This window comes from Pseudomonas sp. CFBP 8771 (assembly GCF_014841695.1).
GTDB lineage: Bacteria > Pseudomonadota > Gammaproteobacteria > Pseudomonadales > Pseudomonadaceae > Aquipseudomonas > Aquipseudomonas baltica.
Genome location: NZ_JACYUJ010000006.1, coordinates 128,162 through 153,392 on the forward strand (window position 1 = coordinate 128,162; position 25,231 = coordinate 153,392).

The 25,231-nt window shown below is 61.6% G+C and carries 22 protein-coding genes and 1 pseudogene; 14 read left to right on the forward strand and 9 right to left on the reverse strand.

The annotated features are described in order from the left end of the window. Positions 1 to 4 precede the first annotated feature (4 nt). The 4 genes from IFT80_RS15085 to IFT80_RS15100 are packed head-to-tail and all read left to right on the forward strand — an operon-like array spanning position 5 to position 3,649. On the forward strand, positions 5 to 766 hold the full coding sequence (locus IFT80_RS15085; RefSeq protein WP_446730999.1) for an amino acid ABC transporter ATP-binding protein: 762 nt from the start codon (positions 5 to 7) through the stop codon (positions 764 to 766). A 34-nt stretch (positions 767 to 800) separates the two neighbouring features. Beyond that, positions 801 to 2,225, forward strand: a complete 1,425-nt coding sequence (locus tag IFT80_RS15090; RefSeq protein ID WP_342214345.1) for a formimidoylglutamate deiminase — start codon at positions 801 to 803, stop codon at positions 2,223 to 2,225. Beyond that, positions 2,222 to 3,025 (forward strand): N-formylglutamate deformylase, encoded by an 804-nt coding sequence (gene hutG, locus IFT80_RS15095; RefSeq protein WP_192137809.1) that lies wholly within the window; start codon positions 2,222 to 2,224, stop codon positions 3,023 to 3,025. The genes IFT80_RS15090 and hutG overlap by 4 nt, the downstream gene beginning before the upstream one ends. 24 nt (positions 3,026 to 3,049) lie before the next feature. After that, positions 3,050 to 3,649, forward strand: a complete 600-nt coding sequence (locus IFT80_RS15100) for a HutD/Ves family protein (protein WP_274604354.1) — start codon at positions 3,050 to 3,052, stop codon at positions 3,647 to 3,649. A gap of 161 nt (positions 3,650 to 3,810) precedes the next feature. Here IFT80_RS15100 and IFT80_RS15105 read toward each other — a convergent pair whose 3' ends face one another. Further along, on the reverse strand, positions 3,811 to 5,097 hold the full coding sequence (locus IFT80_RS15105) for an acyltransferase family protein (protein WP_192059296.1): 1,287 nt from the start codon (positions 5,095 to 5,097) through the stop codon (positions 3,811 to 3,813). A 125-nt stretch (positions 5,098 to 5,222) separates the two neighbouring features. Then, positions 5,223 to 6,662 carry a cardiolipin synthase gene (gene cls, locus IFT80_RS15110; RefSeq protein ID WP_122480019.1) on the reverse strand — a complete coding sequence of 480 codons (1,440 nt, stop codon included), beginning with the start codon at positions 6,660 to 6,662 and terminating at the stop codon, positions 5,223 to 5,225. 165 nt (positions 6,663 to 6,827) lie between these two features. On the opposite strand from cls, the gene IFT80_RS15115 reads away from it, so the two are divergent. Together IFT80_RS15115 and zigA are read left to right on the forward strand one after the other, a co-directional pair. Beyond that, positions 6,828 to 7,337, forward strand: a complete 510-nt coding sequence (locus IFT80_RS15115; RefSeq protein ID WP_446730997.1) for a DUF3617 domain-containing protein — start codon at positions 6,828 to 6,830, stop codon at positions 7,335 to 7,337. 156 nt (positions 7,338 to 7,493) lie between these two features. Further along, positions 7,494 to 8,705, forward strand: coding sequence for a zinc metallochaperone GTPase ZigA (zigA, locus tag IFT80_RS15120; protein WP_192137811.1), 1,212 nt, complete (start codon positions 7,494 to 7,496; stop codon positions 8,703 to 8,705). 10 nt (positions 8,706 to 8,715) lie between these two features. Here zigA and IFT80_RS15125 read toward each other — a convergent pair whose 3' ends face one another. Further along, positions 8,716 to 9,066, reverse strand: a complete 351-nt coding sequence (locus IFT80_RS15125; protein ID WP_192137812.1) for an NADH:ubiquinone oxidoreductase — start codon at positions 9,064 to 9,066, stop codon at positions 8,716 to 8,718. A 26-nt stretch (positions 9,067 to 9,092) separates the two neighbouring features. Between IFT80_RS15125 and IFT80_RS15130 the strand changes: the two genes are divergently transcribed. Then, positions 9,093 to 10,058, forward strand: coding sequence for a CobW family GTP-binding protein (locus IFT80_RS15130; protein WP_192137813.1), 966 nt, complete (start codon positions 9,093 to 9,095; stop codon positions 10,056 to 10,058). A gap of 6 nt (positions 10,059 to 10,064) precedes the next feature. On the opposite strand, the gene IFT80_RS15135 is transcribed toward IFT80_RS15130, so the two are convergent. Beyond that, a complete protein-coding gene (locus tag IFT80_RS15135; protein ID WP_192137814.1) occupies positions 10,065 to 10,454 on the reverse strand; it encodes a DUF3301 domain-containing protein in 390 nt (129 codons plus the stop codon). Positions 10,455 to 10,571: 117 nt separating this feature from the next. Here IFT80_RS15135 and pdxY point away from each other — a divergent pair, with 117 nt between their 5' ends. Continuing rightward, positions 10,572 to 11,438, forward strand: a complete 867-nt coding sequence (gene pdxY, locus IFT80_RS15140) for a pyridoxal kinase PdxY (RefSeq protein WP_192137815.1) — start codon at positions 10,572 to 10,574, stop codon at positions 11,436 to 11,438. Here pdxY and IFT80_RS15145 read toward each other — a convergent pair. Beyond that, positions 11,435 to 11,920, reverse strand: a complete 486-nt coding sequence (locus tag IFT80_RS15145) for an acyl-CoA thioesterase (RefSeq protein WP_122480012.1) — start codon at positions 11,918 to 11,920, stop codon at positions 11,435 to 11,437. The genes pdxY and IFT80_RS15145 overlap by 4 nt on opposite strands. 251 nt (positions 11,921 to 12,171) lie before the next feature. Here IFT80_RS15145 and IFT80_RS15150 point away from each other — a divergent pair, with 251 nt between their 5' ends. After that, a complete protein-coding gene (locus IFT80_RS15150) occupies positions 12,172 to 13,926 on the forward strand; it encodes a cation:proton antiporter domain-containing protein (RefSeq protein ID WP_122480134.1) in 1,755 nt (584 codons plus the stop codon). Positions 13,927 to 14,027: 101 nt separating this feature from the next. On the opposite strand, the gene IFT80_RS15155 is transcribed toward IFT80_RS15150, so the two are convergent. The 3 genes from IFT80_RS15155 to uvrD form a co-directional block, all read right to left on the reverse strand. After that, the gene (locus tag IFT80_RS15155) at positions 14,028 to 14,435 is read right to left on the reverse strand and encodes an SMI1/KNR4 family protein (protein WP_122480011.1); all 408 of its coding nucleotides are present in this window, start codon (positions 14,433 to 14,435) and stop codon (positions 14,028 to 14,030) included. 117 nt (positions 14,436 to 14,552) lie between these two features. Continuing rightward, positions 14,553 to 15,407, reverse strand: a complete 855-nt coding sequence (locus tag IFT80_RS15160; protein WP_122480010.1) for a Tim44 domain-containing protein — start codon at positions 15,405 to 15,407, stop codon at positions 14,553 to 14,555. A 191-nt stretch (positions 15,408 to 15,598) separates the two neighbouring features. Continuing rightward, positions 15,599 to 17,782: a DNA helicase II gene (gene uvrD / locus IFT80_RS15165; protein WP_192137816.1), complete on the reverse strand. Its 2,184-nt coding sequence runs from the start codon at positions 17,780 to 17,782 to the stop codon at positions 15,599 to 15,601. 154 nt (positions 17,783 to 17,936) lie between these two features. On the opposite strand from uvrD, the pseudogene IFT80_RS15170 reads away from it, so the two are divergent. From IFT80_RS15170 to IFT80_RS15180, 3 genes and pseudogenes are all read left to right on the forward strand, one after another. After that, positions 17,937 to 19,484, forward strand: a pseudogene (locus IFT80_RS15170) (PAS domain-containing protein); the annotation flags it as partial. Between the two features lie 194 nt (positions 19,485 to 19,678). Next, the gene (gene hexR, locus IFT80_RS15175; RefSeq protein WP_122480007.1) at positions 19,679 to 20,554 is read left to right on the forward strand and encodes a transcriptional regulator HexR; all 876 of its coding nucleotides are present in this window, start codon (positions 19,679 to 19,681) and stop codon (positions 20,552 to 20,554) included. 99 nt (positions 20,555 to 20,653) lie between these two features. Further along, positions 20,654 to 20,869 carry a PA3496 family putative envelope integrity protein gene (locus IFT80_RS15180; protein WP_192059308.1) on the forward strand — a complete coding sequence of 72 codons (216 nt, stop codon included), beginning with the start codon at positions 20,654 to 20,656 and terminating at the stop codon, positions 20,867 to 20,869. Here the strand turns inward: IFT80_RS15180 and IFT80_RS15185 are convergent. Beyond that, positions 20,811 to 21,773: a LysR family transcriptional regulator gene (locus IFT80_RS15185; protein WP_192137818.1), complete on the reverse strand. Its 963-nt coding sequence runs from the start codon at positions 21,771 to 21,773 to the stop codon at positions 20,811 to 20,813. The two genes, IFT80_RS15180 and IFT80_RS15185, sit on opposite strands and share 59 nt — an antisense overlap. A 188-nt stretch (positions 21,774 to 21,961) precedes the next feature. Here IFT80_RS15185 and IFT80_RS15190 point away from each other — a divergent pair, with 188 nt between their 5' ends. Both IFT80_RS15190 and oadA read left to right on the forward strand, forming a co-directional pair. Continuing rightward, positions 21,962 to 23,377, forward strand: a complete 1,416-nt coding sequence (locus IFT80_RS15190) for an acetyl-CoA carboxylase biotin carboxylase subunit (protein ID WP_122480004.1) — start codon at positions 21,962 to 21,964, stop codon at positions 23,375 to 23,377. A gap of 11 nt (positions 23,378 to 23,388) precedes the next feature. Next, positions 23,389 to 25,212 (forward strand): sodium-extruding oxaloacetate decarboxylase subunit alpha, encoded by a 1,824-nt coding sequence (oadA, locus tag IFT80_RS15195; protein ID WP_185794645.1) that lies wholly within the window; start codon positions 23,389 to 23,391, stop codon positions 25,210 to 25,212. The last annotated feature ends 19 nt before the right edge of the window (positions 25,213 to 25,231 follow it).

A 25,231-nucleotide genomic window follows, 5' to 3' on the forward strand; every position in this document is an offset into this window, starting at 1 on the left:
CGCCATTATCGATATTCAAAACCTGAGTAAATCGTTCGGCACTCATCAGGTGCTGCACAACATCGACTTCAGCGTACAGGCCAGCCAGGTCGTGGTGGTGATCGGTCCCAGCGGGTCGGGCAAGAGCACCTTCCTGCGTTGCATGAACGGCCTGGAAACCGCCGAAGGCGGAACGCTGCGCGCGTGTGGCCATACCGTGGTGGAGCAGGGCAGGATGATGTCGGAAAGCAAACTGGACGCCCTGCGCAGCGAAGTCGGCATGGTGTTCCAGTCGTTCAACCTGTTCCCGCACCTCAGCGTGCTGGACAACATCACCCTGGCGCCCATGGCCCTGCGCGGCAGATCGCGCCAAGCGGCCGAAGAGCAGGGGCTGCGCCTGTTGAACAAGGTTGGCCTGGAGCACAAGGCGCAGGTTTACCCCGGCACTTTGTCCGGTGGGCAGAAGCAGCGCGTTGCGATTGCCCGCGCGTTGGCCATGGAGCCCAAGGTCATGCTGTTCGACGAGCCTACCTCGGCGCTGGATCCGGAGCTGGTGGGCGAGGTATTGCAGGTCATGAAGACCCTGGCGAGCGAAGGCATGACCATGATCATCGTTACCCACGAAATGGGATTTGCCCGGGAAGTGGCTGACGTGGTGGTGGTCATGGATCAAGGCGCGATTGTCGAGGCCGCGCCACCGGCGCAGCTGTTCACCGCACCGCGTGAAGCGCGGACCCGCAGTTTCCTGCACAGCGTGCTGTCGCGAGACGCAGCGCCCGTTCTTTGATGGCTTGCGCTTGCGCCACTGCCCAGAGGTTTTTGTGGATATACCAATCGATTCAGTTGCCAGCCAAGCCCAGGGCAGTCTGTTTGCCCACAGCGCCTTGCTGCCTGGTGGCTGGCAGCGCAATGTACTGCTGAGCTGGAACGCCGCTGGCGATCTGACCACCGTGGCCTGCGATGCCGTGCCCTTGGCCGGCACGCCGGTGGCGCGTGGCCCGGTGATCAGTGGCATGCCCAACTTGCACTCCCACACGTTCCAGCGCGCCATGGCCGGCTTGACCGAAACCCTGGGCGACCCCGCCGATTCCTTCTGGAGCTGGCGTACCCTGATGTATCGATTTGCCCAGCGCTTGCAGCCTCGGCACTTGCAGGCCATCGGTCGGCACCTGTACATCGAAATGCTCAAGGCCGGGTACACCTCGGTGTGCGAGTTTCATTACGTGCACCACGGCGCTGACGGCCAGCCCTACGCGAACCCCGCCGAATTGTCCCTGCGCGTGGTGCGGGCGGCCGAAGAAGTAGGCATCGGCATGACCCTGCTTCCCGTGCTTTACCAATACGGTGGGCTAGGCCAGGCAGAACCCTTGCCGCACCAACGTCGTTTCATCAATTCACCGGAGTGGATTCTGGAGCTGCGTCAGCACCTGCAAAAAGCCATGCCGCAGAACGGCAATCGGCGTTATGGCGTGGCGCCGCATTCGTTACGTGCCGTGAGCGAAGCGTCCCTGTCGAGACTGATGGATGGCCTGGATGCCGACGATCCGCGCGCGCCCGTGCATATCCATATTGCCGAGCAGACCCGCGAGGTTGAGGAATGCGAGGCAATCCTCGGCCAGCGACCGGTGCAGTGGCTGTTGGACCGCCAACCCTTGGACCCGCGTTGGTGCCTGGTGCACGCCACCCACATGGACGACGCTGAATACGCAGCGTTGGCGCGCAGTGGTGCCACCGTAGGGCTATGCCCGAGCACCGAAGCCAATCTTGGCGATGGATTGTTCGACGCTCAGCGGTTTCTGGCAGACAAGGGCCGTTGGGGTATCGGTTCGGACAGCAACGTAGCCGTCAACCCCTGGGCCGAGCTACGCCTGCTGGAATACGGCCAGCGCCTGTTGCACCGTCGGCGCAATGTGCTGGCCAGCCCCGACGCGCCGGTGGTGGCGGATCGCCTGTTCGATCAGGCGGTCAAGGGCGGGGCCCAGGCGACCGGCCGCTCGGTAGCCGGGCTGATGGTGGGGCAGCGTGCCGACCTGGTCGTCATCGATTCCGACGCCGTCAATATCGCCCCGGCCCATCCAGCCCAGCTGTTGTCCTCGCTGGTGTTCTGCGAGCACGGCAACAATCTGGTACGCGACGTCTTCGTCGGCGGCAGGCAGGTCATCGATGACGGCCAGCACGCCCTGCAAGTGCAGGCTCTGCAAGGCTACCGCGCCACCCTGGCCGATTTACTGGAGCATACGCTATGAATCGGGAACCTACCTTCGAGCTGCATCAGGGCGTCGGCCCTTTGCTGATATCCATGCCTCACGTCGGCACCTTGCTGCCGGACGAGCTGAAAGCGCATTACAGCCCGGTTGGCCAGGCGGTGGATGACACCGATTGGCATATTCATGAGTTGTACGACTTCGCTGTCGCTCTGGGCGCGTCGACGTTGCGTCCACGTTTTTCGCGCTACGTGATCGACCTGAACCGGCCTGCCGATGGCGCCAGCCTGTATCCGGGCCAGAACACCACCGGGCTATGCCCGCTGACGACATTCGACGACGTGCCGCTGTACCAGCCGGGGCACGAACCAGACGATGCGCAAATCGCACAGCGCTTGGAGCATTACTGGCAGCCGTACCATCGAGCGTTGCAGCAGCAATTGGAACGAATCAAGGCGATCCATGGCTACGCCCTGCTGTGGGACGCGCACTCGATCCGTTCGGTCATCCCGCACCTGTTCGAAGGCCAGTTACCGGTGTTCAACTTCGGCACCGCCAACGGCAGCGCCTGCGCACCCGGCATCGGGGAGCAGCTGCTCGCCGTGGCCGAGCGGTTGGCTCCGCAGTTGCCGGCGGTACTCAATGGCCGCTTCAAAGGCGGCTACATCACTCGCCAGTACGGCCACCCGGCCCAAGGGGTTCACGCCGTACAGCTGGAGCTGGCACAGCGAGCCTACATGCAGGAAACCGCCCCCTACGGGTTGCAAGCAGACAAGATCGAGACTCTCCAGCCGGTACTGCGTGCACTGATCGAGCGATTCATGGCGTTCAAGCCTGCCTGACATTCCTTTGGTAGCCAGATTCCGATGACCGATGCGCACGTATACCGCCCCGAAGATTACGCGTCCATGCCGTGGAAGAACGGCGGCGGCAGTACCCTGGAAATTGTCCGGCAGCGCTCCGTCGATGACAGCGGGTATGACTGGCGCCTGTCGATTGCCCAGATCAGCGCCGACGGACCCTTCTCCGTGTTCGCCGGTTATAGCCGGATCATCACCGTGCTGCACGGCGATGGCATGGTGTTGGAAGTGAACGGGGTGGAGAGCAGGGCGCTGGGTCCCATCCAGCCTATGAGTTTCGACGGTGGGGCGAAGGTACGGTGTCGGTTGCTGGGTTCACCCATCGAGGACTTCAATCTGATCTACCGCCACGATCGGATCCAGGCATCGTTGCGCTGGGTGGAATGCCATCCGGTGGTGGTGTTGAGCTCGGTGGCGGCCGAGGTGCTCTTCTTCAACGCCTCTTCAGATGCCGTCCAGGTGACCGACGCGAGTGATGGACGCAGACACGAGTTAAGCTCGCGAGCAACGTTGCGCTGCACCAACGCAAGCGGCCGGCGCCAGCGTTACAGCCTGGAGGGTACGGACGCGCAGGTGTGCGTGGTTGAGCTGGACAGTGTGGGCTGAACCGCAGCGGCTAAATGTCCACCTTGTCGGGCGAACCGTCCCGTGCCTGCAACATCAGCCTTTGCAGCTTGCCCTTTGGAAGTCTGTACAGGGCTAGGAACGGCGCGTGGGTCCCTTGCAGCTCAGGCAGCGCCTGAACTGCAAGGACAGTCACCCGATGTTCAGGCTGCGCGCAGGGCGTTGGTGTTGCCCGACGTCTCACGCTTGCTCTTCACCACCCAGCGACTCAACGGACCCTGCAACAGCCACTGTCGCGTACGGTTGCCAATCTGCTCCTGAAAGATCACGCACAGAATGATGCACGCCAGCAGCAGCAGCGGGTAGTAAGTCAGCGACAATGGATGCCCCTTGGCCTCTGCCACGCACGCCGCCGCATTGGTGAAGCACAGGTTCACGTCGATGTTCGCCAGCATTTCCAAGCGACGGAAGACGATGAAGATCGGCGTGTGCAGGGCGAACATCGGCAGTGACGCGGCGCCCAGCCGGCGAGCCCATTTGATATGCCGCTCGCTTTGCGCACTCGAGGCCATGGCGCACAGGATGATGACGCTGAGCACCATCGGCAGCAGCAAGCCATTGTGCAGCAGCACATACCAATGGCTCTCGCCTCGCCAGTTGACCTCGGCGGCGATCGCCACACCGAACCCCAGGGCAATCACCGCCATCAATTTGCGAGGCCCGCGCAGGCCGGTACCCATCAGCCGATAATCGCGAAACAGCAGGTAGGCGACGATGCCTGCTAAAAAGACCGGCAGCCGCAGCAACGGGAAGTGGTGCAGGAAGCCAATCCAGATCGAGCTGTAGTCTTCATTGAGGACCACCAGCAATGGAGGGATCAGGCAGGCGGCCCAGATGATCAGCAGCAACCCTACCTTATGTTTGGCGGCTGCCAGGCGTGGCGCAAACCAGGGGAATGTCAGGTAGAAGAAGAACAGCGCCGAGATCGACCACAGCGGGCCGTTGTAGGCCAGGTAAACCGGGTTCCAGGCCTGCAGCAGGGTAACCTGCAGCACAGCATTCACGGCTATCTGGAAATCGCTGAGTTTGTATTTGAGCAGCTCGGGCGCGGTACGCTTGAGCAGGTCATCGGAACGATACGCCACACTCAGGTCAGTGTTGCTGTCGAACAGGCCTGTCAGCGATATCAGGACCACGCAGCTGGCGAGGCCGAATATGTGGATCGGATAGAGGTTGGCAAATCGTTTGGTCATGAAGGAGACCGGCGGCTCCCGCAGTTTGTTACCGTCGAGGTAGACGTGCGCGAGGAGAAAACCGGACAACGCAAAAAAGCTGCTTGTGGCAAAGAAACCCAATTCGGTGAATTCCACCAACCCACTCAGCTGTGTGTATTCCTCGTAGAACGGCAGCGTGTGGAACATCACCAGATACACGCCCAGGAAAAACCGCAGCCATTCCAAACCGATGAATCTCTCTTTCTCTGCGTTCATGCAGGTCCACTTCCCTTTAGTAATATCGAAGCCCGCTCATGGTACACGAAGCGTTTCCAATGTTTCCTTATATGTCTAAAGGCAGGCTTCGTTGCCGATCAGCTGACAAATTCGCCTACTGCGCGCTACAGGATAGGCGAAATCAAGCGCGCCACTCGCATACCGAGCTTTTCCAAACGATGTGTCTCTTTGCTATCACGGACATCTATTTCTCGTGACTGGGCGAAATCATCGAGCAACATCTGTTCCACTTCGCTGGTGAATGCCTTATCGACGGTCAGCAACATGATTTCGAAGTTCAAACGAAACGAGCGGTTGTCCATATTGGCACTGCCGATTGCCGTAATTTCATCGTCGACCAGCACCACTTTCTGATGCAGAAAGCCTGGGCCATAGCGATACATTTTCACCCCGGCGCGCACTGCTTCGAACGCGAACAGGCTGGATGCGGCATACACCACTTTGTGATCCGGACGCGAGGGCAGCAGGATACGGACGTCCACCCCGCGCAGTACCGCCAACCGCAGTGCGGCAAAAACCGCTTCGTCCGGTATGAAATAAGGAGTGGTTATCCACACTCTGTCATTCGCAGCGTGGATCGATTCAACGAAAAACAGCGAGCAGGTTTCATAGGGGTCGGCCGGGCCACTGGCCAGCACTTGGCACAACACGCCGTCTTCCTCATACGCTTCGGGGAGGATCAAGGGTGGCAATTCCCGTGCTGCCCAGAACCAGTCTTCGGCAAACGACTCTTGCAGGCAGGCGATCACCGGCCCGCTGATGCTCACATGGGTATCGCGCCAAGGCGAGAGCTTGGGGTTGCCGCCCAGATATTCGTCGCCCACGTTATGGCCACCGATGAAGCCTTTTACTCCGTCCACCACGACGATCTTGCGATGGTTGCGGAAATTGACCTGGAACCTGTTCAACCAGCCGCTCTGGGTAGCGAATGCTTTCACATTGACGCCACCCTCGCGCAGCCGCTCGACGTATTCGCGGGGCAGGGCGTGGCTCCCCACTCGGTCGTAAAGCACGTAGACCTCGACCCCCTCGGAGGCCTTTTGCAGCAGCAAGCCTTGCAGCTGCCGGCCGATATGATCGTCGTGGATGATGAAGAACTGCACCAGTACCGCTCGCCGGGCTTCGCGGATGGCTGCAAAGATGGCATCGAAGGTGGCGTGTCCATTGATCAGCAGACCGACCCGGTTATTGGCCAGGCATGGCATCCGGCCAAGTTTGGGCATGGCCCTGAGTGACGCGTAAGACGTGGATTTGCGTGCGGCAAGTGCTTCCTCTATCCAGGGGCGCCAATCCATGTCGGCGATGGCGGTGTGCATCTCCTTGTTGGCATGCCGGCGGGCCTTGATGTATGCGTCGAACGTGCTGCGGCCAAACACCAGGTAGGGGATCAACGTGAGGTAGGGAATGAACAACAGCGATAAGGCCCAAGCAATCGAACCTTGCGCGGTGCGTACGGTAAGAACTGCATGAACGGCGGCAGCGATGCCCAACACGTGCAGCAGGCCAAATAGATACCCAAAAAAAATCGGACTGTGATAATCCATTGCACGGCGGCTCCTTGATGCGCTGTGCTAAACAGACCACGTTCAGTGGCGGTTGTCGCGTTTTTATTACCGCGCAACTCGGCACCCGTTTCGACGTCAAAGACCCATGCCCGGACTTTTCCCAACGTTCTTGAGGAGTGGAATCAGATGAGATTTAAATGGCCGATGGCTGCATTGGTAGTGGGCCTTTCGGCAACAGGGGCACAGGCGCAGATGCTCCAGCCGGGCCTATGGGAAATGACCACCAGTAACATGCAAGTCGATGGCAAGCCGCTGCCTGACATGCAGGTGATGCTGGGTCAGTTGAAGATGCTTCCACCCGAGCAAAGGGCAATGATGGAAGGCGTGCTTGCCAACCAGGGCATTACGGTGGGCGGCAATGGCATTCGCTCGTGCCTGACGCCTGAACAGGTGAAGACCAACGACATTCCGTTACAAGATGCGAAGTCCGGCTGCACGCAGAAGATCACCGAGCGCAATGGCAATGTCTGGAAATTTCAGTTCAGTTGCCCCAAGGCCCAGGGGACCGGACAAGCCCAGTTTCTCAGCGATAGAGAGTTTCTTACCACGGTCAACGGCACGTTCAATGCCTCAGGCGTAGCGCAGAAGGGCAGCATGAACACTCGCGCCGTTTGGTTGGGAAACAACTGTGGGTCAGTGAAGCCTCGCACCTGATAGCTGCAATGCGTGTTCCACGTGGAACACGCGTTTCTCGGCCATGCAATTGTTGCCTAAAGCACAATGTGATCAAGTCAGTGGCGACTTATATGTTATGTTATAACAATATAAGCGATGCAGCGTTCGTTGCTCCCGTCACCGATGAGGTCCGTCATGCCCAACCGTTTACCCGTCACCGTGTTGTCCGGCTTCCTGGGGGCCGGCAAGAGCACGTTGCTCAATCACATCCTGCGCAACCGCGAAGATCTGCGCGTTGCCGTGATCGTCAACGACATGAGTGAGATCAACATCGACGGCAGTGAAGTGCAGCGTAACGTCAGCCTCAACCGGGCCGAAGAAAGACTGGTCGAGATGAGCAATGGCTGCATCTGCTGCACGCTGCGCGAAGACCTGCTCGAAGAAGTGGCCAAGCTGGCTGCCGAGGGGCGTTTCGATTATTTGCTGATCGAATCGACGGGCATCTCCGAGCCGCTGCCGGTGGCCGAGACTTTTACCTTCCGCGACGAGCACGGCCAGAGCCTGGCCGATCTGGCCCGGCTCGACACCATGGTCACGGTGGTCGACGGGGTCAATTTCCTGCTCGACTATCAGGCAGCGGAAAGCCTGGCGACGCGCGGCGAAACTCTGGGAGAGGACGACGAGCGAGCCATCACTGATCTGTTGGTGGAACAGGTGGAATTTGCCGACGTCATCCTCGTCAGCAAGATCGACCTGATCAGTCAGGCTGAACGCACCGAGCTGATGGCAGTACTGCACACACTCAACCCCGGCGCGCAGGTCATGCCCATGGTCATGGGCCAGGTGCCGCTGGCACGCATTCTGGACACCGGGCTGTTCGATTTCGAGCGCGCAGCGCAAGCGCCAGGCTGGCTGAAGGTGCTCAGGGGTGAGCATGTCGCGGAAACCGCAGAATACGGCATTGCATCCACGGCCTACCGCGCCCGGCGTCCGTTCCACCCACAGCGCTTCCATGACTTCATCGACAAACCCTGGACCAACGGTCGGCTGCTGCGCTCCAAAGGCTTTTTCTGGCTCGCCAGCAAACCCCAGGAAGCAGGAAGCTGGTCCCAGGCGGGTGGGTTGATGCGCTATGGCTTCGCTGGCCGCTGGTGGCGTTTCGTGCCGCAAACGCAATGGCCGCAGGAGGCCGAGAGTGTGGCTGCCATCCAGCAAACCTGGCAGACCGACACCGGAGACTGCCGCCAGGAGCTGGTATTCATCGGGCAGAACATGGATTTCGCAGCGTTAGGCCACGCCCTCGACCAGTGTCTGCTGGATGATGAGGAACTGGCCCAGGGCGCACAGGCCTGGGTGCACTGGCCGGATCCGTTCGGCGAGTGGCACGATCAAGGCCAGCAGGCGTGATCCAGATTGCTCAGGGCAAGATCCATTGTCCCTGACTGTTTTGCTCGCAGAACGGCTTGAGGTAGGCGGCGTCGCTCGCCACACCGTAGTAGTGGATGTCCTGTTCATAGGGCATGCGCTCGACCCGAGCGCCGCGGCAGATGCCGTAGGCGCCTTGTGGGCACTGCGCCAGGAATTGCACTTCGACCTGCTGCCCCGGCAGGTTGGGTCGACAAAAACCTTCCTTGAACAGCTTCGGCGGTATAGTGCGATTCTGCTGGCACACTTCAACGCTTACCCGTTCTGCCTGGCTATGCACCACGCAGGCCTCGGCCCACACCTGGGTAATGGCCAGCAGCCCCAGCAAACCCCACACACGCATCGCTCAACCTCCATAGATATCCGACCATGCTGCAGAACATCCCCACCCATGTCATCGCAGGCCCCTTGGGCGCCGGCAAGACCAGCCTGATTCGTCGTCTGCTGGCGTGCAAGCCGACAAACCAGCGTTGGGCCGTGCTGATCAACGAATTCGGCCTGGTGGGCATCGACGCCGCGCTGCTTGCCACCACCGATGATGGTATCGCAATCGGCGAAATCGCCGGAGGATGTCTGTGCTGCGTGAACGGTGCGCCGTTTCAGATCGGCCTGGGCCGCCTGCTACGCAAAGCCCGGCCGGATCGCCTGTTCATCGAACCCTCGGGCCTGGGTCATCCTTTGCAGATCCTTTCGCAACTGAGCAAAGCGCCCTGGCGCGGCGTTCTGGCGGTGCAACCGCTGGTGATGGTGCTCGACGCGCTGACCCTTGCGAAAGGCGTCGCGCTGCCAGCTGCACAGCGCGAAGCCGCTGAAGTGGCAGGCTTGGTGATCATGAACAAGGCAAAGCCGACGCCAGGAGTGTGCATAACTTCAGGGTTACCCACAGACCGACTGCTGTGGCTCGATGTCGATCAGGTGCGGTTCGAGCAATTACCCCTTGTGGATAATTCAGCGCCACTGGTTGTGGACAGGCTGAGGGAGCCCCCGCAAGCCATGGGTGAAATCTGGGTGGATAAGTCCCAGCCGCAATGCCAGGTGCAGGATCACCGCGATGGTTGGAGCATCGGCTGGCGATGGCAAGCCCGAACGCAGTTCGATTTGCCAGCAGTGGAGCGCGCATTGGCCCCTTGGTCTTGGCGACGGGCCAAGCTGGTTATCCACAGCCCGAATGGATGGTTTTCGAGCAACCTGCTGGCGGGGCAGTCGGTGCAGTGGAAAACCAGTGAATGGCGTCGTGATTCACGTTTGGAGCTGATATTCGATACGCCGCAGGACGCAGCCGCTCTTCAGGATAACTTGCAGCAGGCACGCGTGGACGACCCATCGCAGCGCTGACGTCGCTCAGGGACGCCAGCGCTTGTGTTCCTGACGCCACTGACTCATCTCGATGACTTCGGCACTGGTCGCGGTTTTCACTTCGAACGGGTAGGGCGCCAGCTCGATCTGCACCGCGTGTGGCCCGAATTGGGTGGCGATGCCTGCATGGCGCTGCTCGCCGGTCACCGTGAATTCGAAGTTGTACACACGCGCCAGACGCTTGCGGCCGTTGGCATCGGCCAGCCAGGAAAAACGCTTGAAGGCCACGTTGTCGTCGAGCAGTTCCAGATCGAGCTTGCTGCAATGCTGCTTGACCCGCGCCAGGGCTTTTTCACGCAGGCCATGGTTGTGCCACAGCCAAGCCGCACCTGCGGCCATCAACATCAGGATGAACATATTGCCAAGGGTCAACATCGAAGTGCGCTCCAACCGGTTGCTCGCAGCTTAACTGTGTCTCCGGTCTGTCGTACAGGCTGCATTTCGCGCGATACTGCGCGCCATGAAGTCCTGTCACCGGTCCGGAATCCTTGCATGAAACGTACACCACACCTGCTCGCCATCCAGTCCCATGTCGTGTTCGGCCACGCCGGCAACAGCGCGGCGGTTTTTCCGATGCAGCGGGTGGGGGTCAAGGTCTGGCCACTGAATACGGTGCAGTTTTCCAATCACACTCAGTATGGCCAGTGGACGGGAGAAGTGTTGGCGCCGCAACACATTCCCGCACTGGTCGAAGGGATTGCGACGATTGGCGAATTGGGCAACTGCGATGCCGTGCTCAGTGGCTATCTGGGCAGCGCCGCGCAGGGGCGAGCGATCCTGGGCGTGGTACGTCGGGTCAAGGCGGCCAATCCCAAGGCCCTGTATCTGTGCGACCCGGTGATGGGGCATGCGGAAAAAGGCTGCGTGGTGCCGGCCGAGGTCAGCGACTTTCTGCTCGATGAAGCCGTTGCCGCTGCCGACGTACTGTGTCCCAACCAGCTGGAGCTCGACAGCTTCAGCGGGCGCAAGGCCCAATCCCTGCCGGACTGCGTGGCCATGGCGCGGGCGTTGCTGGCGCGCGGGCCCAAGGCGGTGCTGGTCAAGCACCTGGCCTATCCGGGCAAATCGGCCGAAGACTTCGAAATGCTTCTGGTCACTGCCGCGGGCAGCTGGCACCTGCGTCGTCCGCTGCTGGCGTTTCCGCGCCAACCGGTCGGTGTGGGTGACCTGACCAGTGGCTTGTTCCTCGCCCGGCTGCTGCTGGGCGATGATTGGCTGGCCGCTTTCGAATTCACTGCGGCGGCGGTGCATGAAGTACTGCTGGAAACCCAGGCCTGTGCCAGCTACGAGCTGGAACTGGTACGTGCCCAGGACCGCATCGTGCACCCGCGCCTGCGTTTCGACGCCGTGGCGCTTTAAATCGGCTCGTCCTTGAGATCGCGGTAGCGCTTTTCCAGCTCCTGGCGAATCTGTCGACGTTGCTGTGCCTGGATGAAGCGCCGCGTGCCTTCGGCATCCTGCGGCTGCAGGGGCGGTACGCTGGCCGGCTTGCGCTGGTCATCCACTGCCACCATGGTGAAGAAACAGCTGTTGGTGTGGCGCACGGAGCGTTCGCGGATGTTCTCGGTGACCACCTTGATGCCCACTTCCATCGAAGTATTGCCGGTGTAATTGACCGAAGCCAGGAACGTCACCAGTTCGCCGACATGCACCGGCTCGCGGAAGATCACCTGATCCACCGACAAGGTCACCACATACCGGCCGGCATAGCGGCTGGCGCAGGCGTATGCCACTTCGTCGAGGTATTTGAGCAGCGTTCCTCCGTGCACATTGCCGGAAAAATTGGCCATGTCGGGGGTCATCAGCACCGTCATCGACAGCTGGGCGTTTCCAGGTTCCATAGTGAACTCACGGTTGGTTGGCAGAAGTGCAGGGGCGTCGCCTATATTGGCGTTTGCCGCTTTCAAAGAGTTGCATCCAGAAGCGGACGCCGAACGGACGGGCGCCGTCACGTCTATCGTGCCATTACGCAGGGCATAGCGGCGATCTGTTTCCGCATATTGCACCGACGTTCGCCTGCAATGGCCGGTGTTAATCTGCCTTTCTGAAACAATTGGTACAGCAATTCTGAATAGCAATGGAGGCTATCACCGTGCATGCCATCAGTTTTATCCAGGACCTGGCGGTGATCATGCTGGTAGCCGGCGTGGTGACGATTCTGTTTCACCGGCTACGGCAACCCGTGGTGCTGGGCTACATCGTTGCCGGCTTCATCATCGGCCCCCATACGCCGCCGTTCGGCTTGATCCACGACGAAGACACCATCAAGACCCTGGCCGAACTGGGCGTGATCTTTCTGATGTTCAGCCTGGGCCTGGAATTCAGCCTGCGCAAACTGTTCAAGGTCGGTGCCACGGCCTTTATCGCTGCGTTCCTGGAAATCGTGCTGATGATCTGGATCGGCTACGAAATCGGCCGCTGGTTCGATTGGGGCACCATGGACTCGCTGTTCCTCGGGGCTATCCTGGCCATTTCCTCGACCACCATCATCGTCAAGGCGCTCAACGACCTGAAGATGAAGAACGAGCGCTTCGCCCAGTTGATCTTCGGCGTGCTGATCGTCGAGGATATTCTAGGTATCGGTATCATCGCCCTGCTGTCGGGGATTGCCGTCAGCGGCGCGGTCAGTTCGGGCGAGGTGTTCTCGACGGTCGGCAAGCTCTCGCTGTTCATGGTCATTGCCCTGGTCGTAGGCATCCTGGTGGTGCCCCGACTGCTGGCCTATGTGGCCACCTTCGAAAGCAACGAGATGCTGCTGGTGACCGTGCTGGGCCTGTGCTTCGGCTTTTGCCTGCTGGTGGTCAAGCTTGAATACAGCATGGTGCTCGGGGCTTTCCTGATCGGGGCGATCATGGCCGAATCGCGGCAATTGCTGAAGATCGAGCGTCTGATCGAACCCATCCGCGACATGTTCAGCGCGATCTTCTTCGTCGCCATCGGCCTTATGCTCGACCCCGCCATCCTGCTCGACTATGCCTGGCCGATTGCAGTCATCACCGTGGCCGTGGTGCTCGGCAAGATCGTCTCTTGCGGGCTGGGCGCATTCATTGCCGGCAACGATGGCAAGACATCGCTGCGGGTGGGCATGGGCTTGTCGCAGATCGGCGAGTTCTCGTTCATCATCGCCGCGCTGGGCATGACCCTGCAGGTCACCAGCGATTTTCTCTATCCCGTTGCCGTGGCCGTGTCGGTGCTGACCACGCTGTCCACGCCGTACCTGATCCGGGCAGCCGATCCCTTGTCGCATCGCCTCGGCGCTATCGTGCCGCAACGTGTCGCACGCGTGCTGGGCATGTACGGGGAATGGCTGCGCAGCATCCAGCCGCGCGGGCAGGGCGCCATGCTGGCATCGATGATCCGCAAGATCCTCCTGCAGGTAGGGGTCAACCTGGCACTGGTGATCGGCATCTTTCTGGCCGGCGCCTATTTTGCCGAACGTATCGGCGGTCACCTGACGACTTGGGTGGCCGAGCCAGGCGGGCAGAAGGCGTTGATCTGGGGCGCAGCGTTGCTGCTGTCGCTGCCGTTTTTGATCGCCGCCTATCGCAAGCTCAAGGCACTGTCGATGCTGCTGGCGGAAATGGGGGTGAAGCCTGAAATGGCTGGCAGGCATACCCAGCGGGTGCGGCGCGTCATCGCCGAAGTCATTCCGCTGCTGTCGCTGCTGGTGATTTTCGTGCTGCTGGCGGCACTGTCAGCGAGCATATTGCCGACCATGGAATTACTGCTGTTGATTGCGGTGGTTGCAGCTGCAGTGGTGGCCGTGTTGTGGCGCTGGTTCATTCGCGTGCATACGCGGATGCAGGTGGCTTTGCTGGAAACCCTGGATAACAACGTCGAGCATTGAATTTGGGTAGGCAGGTTTGGCCTTTTCGCGGGTAGAACCCGCTCCCACAGGGTTGGCGGCGCGCCGTCGAGCTGTGAAAAGGTCACACCTGCCTCTACCGATCAGCTTTCCAGCCAGACGTCTCGTACCCAGTGCCAGACCGACTCCCAGCTTTCCTCGGTCACCAGCTCTTCCTCGCCCGACCACAGCACCACGGTGCCGTCTTCTTCGACACAGTAGTAGTCCTCGCCGTCCTGACAGATCGGGATCAGCTCGCGTGGTACGCCGATGTCCCAGGCGCTGGCGGCGACCTCCGGCAGATACGTATGCGATTGCGGGTCGGTCACGGTGACCGGTTCCAGGCTGCCATACACGACGTCGCTGACGGTGAGCAGATACTCCTTGAAGACAAACGGAATATTGATGAACAACTGCTCTTCGATCTCGACCAGCAGGTCTTCGTCTGGCAGTTCCAGGGGAACCGGTACCGGTTCATTGGCTTCTCGGAGCTGCTCGATCACTTCTTCCACGATGTTTTCCTCTGACCAGAATACGCGCTGCGGTTTATACCTTAGCTGGAAATGGATGCAACGTTCAAAATGCAAAAGCCCCGACCAGGGCCGGGGCTTTGCAAAGCGTGACGTGTATCAGTTCTGGCGGATACCCGCGACCAGCCAAGGCTGATTTTCGCCCTGGGCGCGTTCCATGTTCCAGCTTTCGCTGAAGGGTTCGCCCTTGTCGAAGCGCGAGGTCTTCGATACGCCGACGAATGTCAGGGTAGCGATGGTTTTCTCGGCGCGGTCGTCGACACCTTCCAGCTGCACTTGCAGATCGTCGATGTAGGTGGACTGGAAGCCATCACCCAGCTCGGCACGTTCCTGCTTCAATGATTGCAGCATCTGCGGCGTGACGAACTCGGCGATCTTGTCCATCTCGTTGGCGTCCCAGTGCTGCTGCAGCGACTGGAAGTGGCTGCGGGCTGCGTTCAGGAAGCTTTCTTCGTTGAACCAGGCCGGCGCGTTGATCACCGGACGGGCTGCGGAAGCACCGCTGGCGCCACCGAAGATCGACGGTTGGGCAGGTGCCTGGTCGATCGCTTCACGCTGGTACGGAGCACCGGCGCCGGCCATTTGCGGGCCCTGCTGCTGCTTGCGACGGCGAGCGGCGATGAAGCGGAAGATCAGGAAGGCGATGACCGCCATGATCAGGAAGTCGAAGATCTGCATGCCCTGGAAACCATCGCCCATGAACATGGACGCCAGCAGGCCACCGGCGGCGAGGCCGGCCAGAGGACCCAACCAGCGCGAGGCACCGCTGGCGGCTGGGGCTGCACGGCCTGGGACGGCTGCTGCGGCACCTGGGGTGGTGGGCGCGGCCTGGCGAGTCTGGTGAGTCGGGGCTGCGCCCATGCTCTTGCCGCCGCCGAAGCGTTTGGCACTGGCATCGAGGCTCATGGTCAGGCCGATGCACAGGGCCAGGGCCATGCTGAGAAAACGTTGCATAGGTTCATTCCGTTAGGTGGATTGCACGCGAGTCATGTTGCACAGGTGTGCTGTACATAGCTAGTGACAACATGTTTCGAGCTTTTGCGTAAATGCGAAGCACGGCGTAGGAAAATTCGTTGCTCCCTGGAAAGGCCGTGTCGGCTTCTTCGCGGCCGCCGGGCACCGCGACAAAACCCTGCAGCCAGTGGCTACACTGGCTCGAGCTTCGCGTACCCCAGCATCAACCACTTGCTGCCCTCGGCGAAGTTGACCTGCACTCGCGCCTGCGCGCCGGAGCCTTCGAAGTTGAGGATCACACCCTCGCCAAACACCGAATGCTGCACGCGCTGGCCCAGGTTGAACTGGGTTTCCGGAATGTTAGCCGCACCGAACAGGCTGCTCGAGTTCTGCGCCTGGCCACCGCCGAAAGGACGACTCACGCTGTTGGACAGGCGCACTTCCTGGATCAGCCCGGCGGGCACCTCGCGCACGAAGCGCGACACCTTGTTGTAGGTCTCGCTGCCGTAGAGGCGGCGCGTTTCGGCGTAGGTCATGACCAGCTGCTGCATGGCCCGGGTGATGCCGACATAGGCCAGGCGACGCTCTTCCTCGAGACGGCCAGGCTCTTCCAGGCTCATCTTGTGCGGGAACAGGCCTTCTTCCATGCCCACCAGGAACACGTAGGGAAACTCCAGGCCCTTGGCGCTGTGCAGGGTCATCAGCTGCACGCTGTCCTCGTGCTCCTCGGCCTGGGTGTCGCCGGCCTCGAGCGAGGCATGGCCCAGGAATGCCGCCAGCGGCGTCAGGTCGGCTTCTGCCTCGCCGTTTTCGAAGTTGCGCGCAGCGCTGACCAGTTCCTCGAGGTTTTCCACCCGTGCCTGGCCTTTTTCGCCCTTTTCTTCCTGGTGGTAGATGATCAGGCCGGACTGCTCGATGACCGTCTGGGTCATCAGGTGCAACGGCATCTGCATGACCTTGGCGGCGAGGTTCTCGATCAGCTCGATGAACGCGCCCAGGGCATTGGCGGCACGCCCGGTCAGGCCCTTGTTGGCCACCAGTTGGCGGCCGGCTTCCCACATCGACACTTCGGCATGACGGGCATGCTGACGGATGGCTTCGACGGTCTTCTCGCCCAGGCCGCGTGGCGGGACGTTGATCACCCGCTCCAGGGCGGCATCGTTGCCGCGCCCTTCGAGCAGGCGCAGGTACGCCATGGCGTTCTTGATTTCGGCGCGTTCGAAGAAGCGCTGCCCGCCATAGATGCGATAAGGGATACGCTCGCGCAACAGCGCCTCTTCCAGCACCCGCGACTGGGCGTTGGAACGGTAGAGAATAGCGATGTCGCTGCGCGCCAGGCCTGTCTTGAGCGCGCTCTCGATGGTTTCGACCACATAGCGCGCCTCGTCGTGTTCGTTGAACGCGGCGTACAGGCTGATCGGCTCGCCATCGCCGCCATCGGTCCACAGCTCCTTGCCCAGACGCCCGCTGTTGTTGGCGATCAGGGCGTTGGCGGCCTTGAGGATGCCGGCGGTGGAGCGGTAGTTCTGTTCCAGACGAATCAGCTGCGAATCAGGGAAGTCGGCGGAATACTGGTGAATGTTTTCGATCTTGGCGCCGCGCCAGCCGTAGATCGACTGGTCGTCGTCGCCTACCACCATCAGGCTGTCGCCACCTTGTGCCAGCAACCGCAGCCAGGCGTACTGCACGGCGTTGGTGTCCTGGAATTCGTCGACCAGCACATGGCGGAAACGGCGCTGATAGTGCGCCAGCAAGCCAGGGTTGTCGCGCCACAGGTCGAGGGCGCGCAGCAGCAGTTCGGAGAAGTCGATCACCCCCGCCCGCGCGCAGGCCGCCTCGTACGCTTCGTAGATCGAGCGCATGGTCGCCAGGAACAGGTCGCCACCGGTCTGGATGTGCTGCGGGCGCAAGCCCTCGTCCTTCTGCCCGTTGATGAACCACTGCGCCTGGCGCACCGGCCACTTCTGCTCGTCCAGGCCCAGCTCGCGCATGACCCGCTTGACCAGGCGCTGCTGGTCGTCGCTGTCGAGGATCTGGAAGTTCTGGTTCAAGCCAGCTTCCTGCCAGTGCGCGCGCAGCAGGCGATGGGCCAGGCCGTGGAAGGTGCCGACCCACATGCCGGCCGGGTTGATGCCCATCAGCTGCTCGATGCGCTGGCGCATCTCGGCGGCCGCCTTGTTGGTGAACGTCACCGACAGCAGCGAGTGCGGCGAGGCGTTTTCGACCTGGATCAGCCAGGCGATACGGTGCACCAGCACTCGGGTTTTACCGGAACCAGCACCGGCCAGGACCAACTGACGGCCGACGGAGGCCGCTACGGCCTGGCGTTGGGCATCGTTGAGGGAGTTCAGCAGAAGGGAGAGGTCATCGCGCATCCGGGCATTTTAGGGTGCGCGATGGAGTTGGGGCAAACAAGAGTTGCGCGTCTTTGGATAAATACCTGCAGAGTCGGACATAAGGTGCAAGTGCGCCGCCTGTGCTTGTGTATTCTGGCTCGACGGATGGCACCTCACGACAAGCACATTGCCCATGACGCCGAACCCCAACCCGCTGGACTCGCCCCTGGAGCAGCAGGCCCTGCAGGAGCGCTACGCCGCGCAACTGGCCGCCGAGCGCACGCGCCTGCTGTACCAGGGCTCGTTGCTGCCGACCTTGCTGATGCTGCTCAACGGCGGCCTGTGCGCCTGGCTGCTATGGACTCCGCAGCATTACCTGGGGGTCAGCATCGGGTTGCTGTGGCTGTTGCTGCTGGTGGCCGGACGGGTCATCCAGGTGGCGGCGTTCGATGCGGCCATGCCGGACCGGCAGGCCCAGGCCCACTGGCGGCGCATGTTCATCCTCGGCTCGGCCGTCAGCGGCGCGACCCTGGCGGCGGCGGCCATCATGCTGGTGTCCGAAGACAACCTCATCCAACAGGCCTGGGTGTTCGGCCTGCTCGGCGCGGCGACGCTGTCGGCCAGCGTGGCCTACGCGGTCAGCCTGCCGGGCTTTCTTGCCTATACCTTGCCGTGCCTGCTGCCGCCCACCGCCTACCTGTTCGTATGGAACGACGGCGCCCAGCGCGGCTGGGGCTGGTTCGGGCTGATTTTCCTGGGGGCATTGCTGGTGGTCGCCTGGCAGGTCAATCGCCTGACCAACCGCAGCCTGTTGCGGCGCTTTCGCAACCAGGAGCTGATCGAGACCCTGCAGTTGGCGCAAAGCCGCAGCGAGCGCCTGAACCAGGCCCTGACCACCGAAGTTGGCCAGCGCCGCGAGGCCCAGCAGCAATTGGCTCAAGCCCATGCGGAGCTGGAAAATCGCGTGCAGCAGCGCAGTCGTGAACTGGATCAGGCCAACCAGGCGCTGGGCAAGAGCGAGCAGCGTCTGGCCCTGGCGTTGGAGGCGAGCGGTTTGGGCCTGTGGGACTGGAACCTGAGCACAGACGAGGTCTATCACACCCAACTCAAGGAGCTGTTCGGCCTGGAGCCGGAATTCATGCAGGCAATGCTCAAGCAACTGCGCCCGCGCATGCACCCGGAGGACGTGCCGCGGGTGAAGCGCGCCATGATCGACCACCTCAAGGGTCGCAGCGACGACTACCTGGTGCAGTACCGGATCCGCCACCATGAAGGCCACTGGTTGTGGATCGAAGACCACGGTCGGGCCGTGGAGCGTGCGGCGGATGGCAGTGTCCTGCGCATGGTCGGCACCCGCCGCGACGCCAGCCACGACATCGCCCTGAGCGGCCAGTTGGAGCTGGCGGGGTTGGTGTTCGACCATTCCAGCGATGGCATCCTGGTGCTCGATGCTCATTGCAAAGTACTGACGTCGAATCCGGCATTCAGCCGTATTACCGGGCTGGCTGCGGATCAACTCTGCGGGCGATCCTGGTGGCAACTGCCTTGCAGTCGCGATGCGCGCAGGTGCGAGGCGTCGATTCGGCATGCCATGGACGTCGAGGGTTCATGGCAGGGAGCGCTGACCGAGACGCGACTGAATGGGGAGCAGTATGGTCAATGGCTACAACTGATCGGCGTGCGAAATGCCCGAGGTGAAGTTCACCAGACCATCGTTCTGGTCACCGACGTGTCGGCGCGTACCGGTGACCACCCCTAGCCTGGGCCGGGGTACGCGCAGGTGAGACTCATGGGTACCGATGACATTCGCAAAGGGCCGGATTGGCGGCCGATCATCCTTGCTGAGACGTTTAACTGGGCGATCACAGAGGCCTGTAGTATAACTGCAGACTAGCTACATCCCGGCCCTTCGACCCCTTTAGCGGAAGCTGTCCCTTGAACCTGCTGCAACACATCGACCAGTCTCGCCACCTGCTGCGCAAATCCGAACTCAAGGTTGCCGAGCATGTGCTGCTGGACCCTGCGGCGGTGATGCACAGCTCCATGGCCGACCTGGCGCACAGCGTGGGCATCAGCGAGCCGACCATCGTGCGTTTCTGCCGGGCGATCGGCTGCACCGGTTTTCAGGACCTCAAACTCAAGCTGGCGCAAAGCCTGGCGGCGGGGGCGAGTTTCGGTCAGTTCGCCATCCACGAAGACGACTCGGTGGCCGACTACAGCCTGAAAATCTTCGACACCACCCTGCACACCCTGATGGAGGTGCGTGAGAAGCTTGACCCCGAGGCCTTGCAGCGGGCGATCAGCGCCATGGTCACCGCGCAGCGGGTCGAGTTCTACGGGTTCGGCGCATCCGGCGCAGTGGCCGCCGATGCCCAGCACAAGTTCTTCCGTCTGCTGCTGACGGCGGCGGCGTACTCGGACCCGCACATGCAGGCCATGTCGGCAGTGACACTGAAGCCGACCGACGTGGCCGTGTGCATCTCCCAATCCGGGCGCTCGAAGGACCTGCTGATCACCGCCAACCTGGTGCGTGAAACCGGCGCCACCCTGATTTCGCTGTGCCCGGGGCAGACGCCGCTGGCGGAACTGGCGACGGTCAACCTGGCGGTCGACGTGCATGAAGACACCGAGATCTACACCCCGCTGGCCTCCCGCATCGCCCACCTGGTGGTGATCGACGTACTGGCCATGGGCGTGGCAATGGCCCGCGGCCCAGACCTGGTCAACCACTTGAAGAGCGTCAAGCGCAGTCTGCGCAGCCTGCGCCTGTCGCCCAAGTCGTTGAAGGCCCACGAGGCTCACGAGGACTGAGCGACCGCTGCGGTTTAACCCGATGTTCACCGCCTCGTCGCCAAACCTTCACATAGCCACGCCACCCTGTACTCCCGAACTCGAACTGGGAGACACGCAATGGCTCGTTACTTCGATGGCTCGCAACCGCAGGGCAACAGCGCGACCCGTACCAAACGTCAGCAGGAAGATCAGCGCCGCATGGAGTTTCGCCGCGCGATCGAGAGCTATTCCGAGCAGCGTCGTTTGCTCCAGGAAATCGGCGACGATGCCGAGCTCAATTACTGGCAGGCGGCATCGACGGGTTCCCGGCAAAGCGCTCGACCAGCGCCGTGATCTGTGCACGTTCGGCGCGGATGAATGCGGCAAAGGCCAACGCCACCGGCGACTGACGCCGTGCCTTGGCCTGCACCACGCACCAACTGCGCTGCAACGGCAGCTCTTCCACACGCAATTCGCACAACGTGCCTGTGGATAACTCCCTGGCGACGGCGTGGCGTGTCAGCAGTGCCAGCCCCAGCCCCGCAATCACGCATTCGCGCTGAGCCTCGGCGGAAGACACTTCCAGCGTCTGCGCAAAATGCACGCGCTTCTCCTTGAAATATTCCTCGCACGCTCGTCGTGTGCCCGAACCCTGTTCGCGTACCAGCAACGTATAGGCTTGCAGGTCCTGCAGGTTCACCCGTTCCTGCTGGCACAGCGGGTGCTCGGGCGGAGCCACCGCCACGATCGGATTGTTGAGGAAGGGCATGAAGTCCAGCCCCATGTCCTGCGGCACCATCGACATGATGGTCACGTCGTCGCGGTTGTCACTCAAACGGCGAATGACCTGCGCACGGTTGACCACCGTGAGCTGCAGATTGACTTCCGGATGCAGCGTGCGGAAGGCGGCGAACAGGTGTGGCGTGAAATATTTGGCACTGGATTCGACCGCCAGCTTGAGTTGCCCCTGCAGCGAGCCCTGCAGGTCGGACAGCTGCATGTCGAGGTTTTCCAGGCGGCCGAAGATATCCCGGCTGGCGGCCTGCAGCGCTTGCGCTGCCTCGGTCAGGTAGAGCTTCTTGCCCACATAGTCGAATAAGGGCTGGCCCACCAGCTCTTCCAGCTGACGAATCTGCAAGCTGACTGCCGGTTGAGTCAGCGACATTTCTTCTGCCGCGCGGCTGTAGGAGCGCAGGTCGCACACTTCGTTGAACACTTGCAGCTGACGCAACGTCAGGCGCATCAATGACTTACGCATTTCTCAATCCGATGTGCGGTGGGCAGTTCCTCAAATATAAGCTTTTACTAATATGTAACCCAACAAAGATTTATTTTTATTAATCCTCATGCCGCGCTAGCTTGCAGGGGCAACCAGGAAACAACTGGTTACCCAAAGGGTCGGCCACGCACCGACCCGAATGGATTCATCGGTCGAGGAAATTCCAAGTGATAAAAAAGATCCTGATCGCCAACCGAGGTGAGATTGCCGTACGTATCGTACGAGCCTGCGCCGAAATGGGCATTCGTTCGGTCGCGATCTACTCCGAAGCCGATCGTCATGCGCTGCACGTCAAGCGCGCCGACGAAGCCCACAGCATCGGTGCCGAGCCCCTGGCCGGTTACCTGAACCCACGCAAGCTGGTGAACCTGGCGGTGGAAACCGGCTGTGATGCCCTGCATCCAGGCTATGGCTTTCTTTCCGAGAACGCCGAGCTGGCGGATATCTGCGCCGAGCGAGGGGTGAAGTTCATCGGCCCGTCTGCCGAAGTCATCCGCCGCATGGGTGACAAGACCGAAGCCCGGCGCAGCATGATCAAGGCGGGCGTGCCGGTCACGCCCGGCACCGAGGGCAACGTGGCCGACATCCGCGAAGCGCTGGAGGAGGGCGAACGCATCGGCTATCCGGTCATGCTCAAGGCCACTTCCGGTGGCGGCGGGCGCGGCATTCGTCGCTGCAACAGCCGCGAGGAGCTGGAGCAGGCGTTCCCGCGGGTGATTTCCGAAGCGACCAAGGCTTTCGGTTCGGCCGAAGTGTTCCTGGAAAAATGCATCGTCAATCCCAAGCACATCGAAGCACAGATTCTGGGTGACAGCTTCGGCAATGTGGTGCACCTGTTCGAGCGCGACTGCTCGATTCAGCGGCGCAACCAGAAGCTCATCGAGATCGCGCCCAGCCCGCAGCTGACCCCCGAGCAGCGCGCCTACATCGGCGACCTGTCGGTGCGAGCGGCCAAGGCGGTGGGTTACGAGAACGCCGGCACCGTGGAATTCCTGCTCGCCGAGGGCGAGGTGTATTTCATGGAGATGAACACCCGGGTGCAGGTCGAACACACCATCACCGAGGAAATCACCGGCATCGACATCGTCCGTGAACAGATCCGCATCGCCTCGGGGCTGGCTCTTTCGGTAAAGCAGGAAGACATCGTGCACCGCGGCTTTGCCCTGCAGTTCCGCATCAATGCCGAGGATCCGAAGAACAATTTCCTGCCCAGCTTCGGCAAGATCACCCGCTATTACGCGCCTGGTGGGCCGGGCGTACGCACCGACACGGCGATCTATACCGGCTACACCATTCCGCCGTTCTACGATTCCATGTGCCTGAAGCTGGTGGTCTGGGCGCTGACCTGGGAGGAGGCCATGGACCGCGGCCTGCGTGCGCTGGATGACATGCGCCTGCAAGGCATCAAGACCACTGCGGCGTACTACCAGGAAATCCTGCGCAACCCCGAGTTTCGCAGTGGCCAGTTCAACACCAGTTTCGTCGACAGCCACCCCGAGCTGACCCAGTACTCGATCAAGCGCAAACCCGAAGAGCTGGCCCTGGCCATCGCCGCCGCCATCGCCGCCCACGCCGGCCTGTGAGGAACACAACAATGTCCAATACGCCTGTTTCCAAGCGAATATTCGTTACCGACACCATCCTGCGCGACGCCCACCAGTCCTTGCTGGCAACGCGCATGCGCACCGAGGACATGCTGCCTATCTGCGACAAGCTCGACCGGGTGGGCTACTGGTCGCTGGAAGTATGGGGCGGCGCCACCTTCGACGCCTGCGTGCGCTTTCTCAAGGAAGACCCGTGGGAACGCCTGCGCAAGCTGCGCGAGGCGCTGCCGAACACGCGTCTGCAGATGCTCCTGCGCGGGCAGAACCTGCTCGGCTACCGGCATTACAGCGATGACGTGGTGCGGGCCTTCGTGGCCAAGGCGGCCGACAACGGTATCGACGTGTTTCGCATCTTCGATGCCATGAACGACGTGCGGAACCTGCGCGTGGCCATCGAGGCCGTGAAGGCAGCCGGCAAACACGCCCAGGGCACCATCGCCTATACCACCAGCCCGGTGCATACCGTGGCCGCGTTCGTGGCCCAGGCCAAACAGATGGAAGCCATGGGCTGCGACTCGGTAGCGATCAAGGACATGGCCGGCTTGCTGACACCTTATGCGACCGGCGAGCTGGTCAGGGCGTTGAAGGCCGAGCAGTCGCTGCCGGTGTTCATCCACAGCCACGACACGGCAGGCCTGGCCGCGATGTGCCAGCTCAAGGCCGTGGAAAATGGCGCCGATCACATCGACACCGCCATCTCGAGCTTCGCCTGGGGCACCAGCCATCCGGGCACCGAGTCGATGGTCGCGGCGCTCAAGGGCAGCGAATTCGATACCGGCCTGAGCCTGGAACTGCTGCAGGAAATCGGCCTGTATTTCTACGCCGTGCGCAAGAAGTACCACCAGTTCGAAAGCGAATTCACCGCGGTCGATACCCGCGTGCAGGTCAACCAGGTGCCGGGCGGGATGATTTCCAACCTGGCCAACCAGCTCAAGGAGCAGGGCGCGCTGAACCGCATGAACGAGGTGTTGGCCGAGATCCCCAAGGTGCGCGAAGACCTCGGCTTCCCGCCACTGGTCACGCCCACCTCGCAGATCGTCGGTACCCAGGCATTCTTCAACGTGTTGGCCGGCGAGCGCTACAAGACCATCACCAACGAAGTGAAGTTGTACCTGCAAGGCGGCTATGGCCAGGCGCCGGGCAAGGTCAACGAACAACTGCGGCGCCAGGCGATCGGCAGCGAGGAGGTCATCGACGTACGTCCCGCCGACCTGCTCAAGCCGGAGATGGACAAGCTGCGCAAGGACATCGGCGAGCTGGCCCAGTCGGAGGAGGATGTACTGACGTTTGCGATGTTCCCCGACATCGGGCGCAAGTTCCTCGAAGAGCGTGCCGCCGGCACGCTGGTGCCCGAGGTGTTGCTGCCGATCCCCGAGGCCGGAGCGCAGGTTGCGCGCAGCGGTGAAGGGGTACCGACCGAATTCGTCATCGATGTGCACGGCGAAAGCTATCGAGTCGACATCACCGGTGTCGGGGTCAAGGCCGAAGGCAAGCGGCACTTCTACCTGTCCATCGACGGCATGCCTGAAGAGGTGGTGTTCGAGCCGTTGAACGAGTTCGTCGGCAGCGGTATCGGCAAACGCAAGCAGGCCAGCGAACCGGGCCATGTCAGCACCGCCATGCCCGGCAATATCGTCGATGTGCTGGTCAAGCTGGGTGACTCGGTCAAGGCCGGCCAGGCGCTGTTGATCACCGAGGCGATGAAGATGGAAACCGAGGTCCAGGCCGGTGTGGCAGGCAAGGTCACGGCGATCCACGTGGCCAAGGGCGACCGCGTGAACCCCGGCGAAATACTGATCGAGATCGAGGGCTGATCTCAGGTTTCAAGGTTTT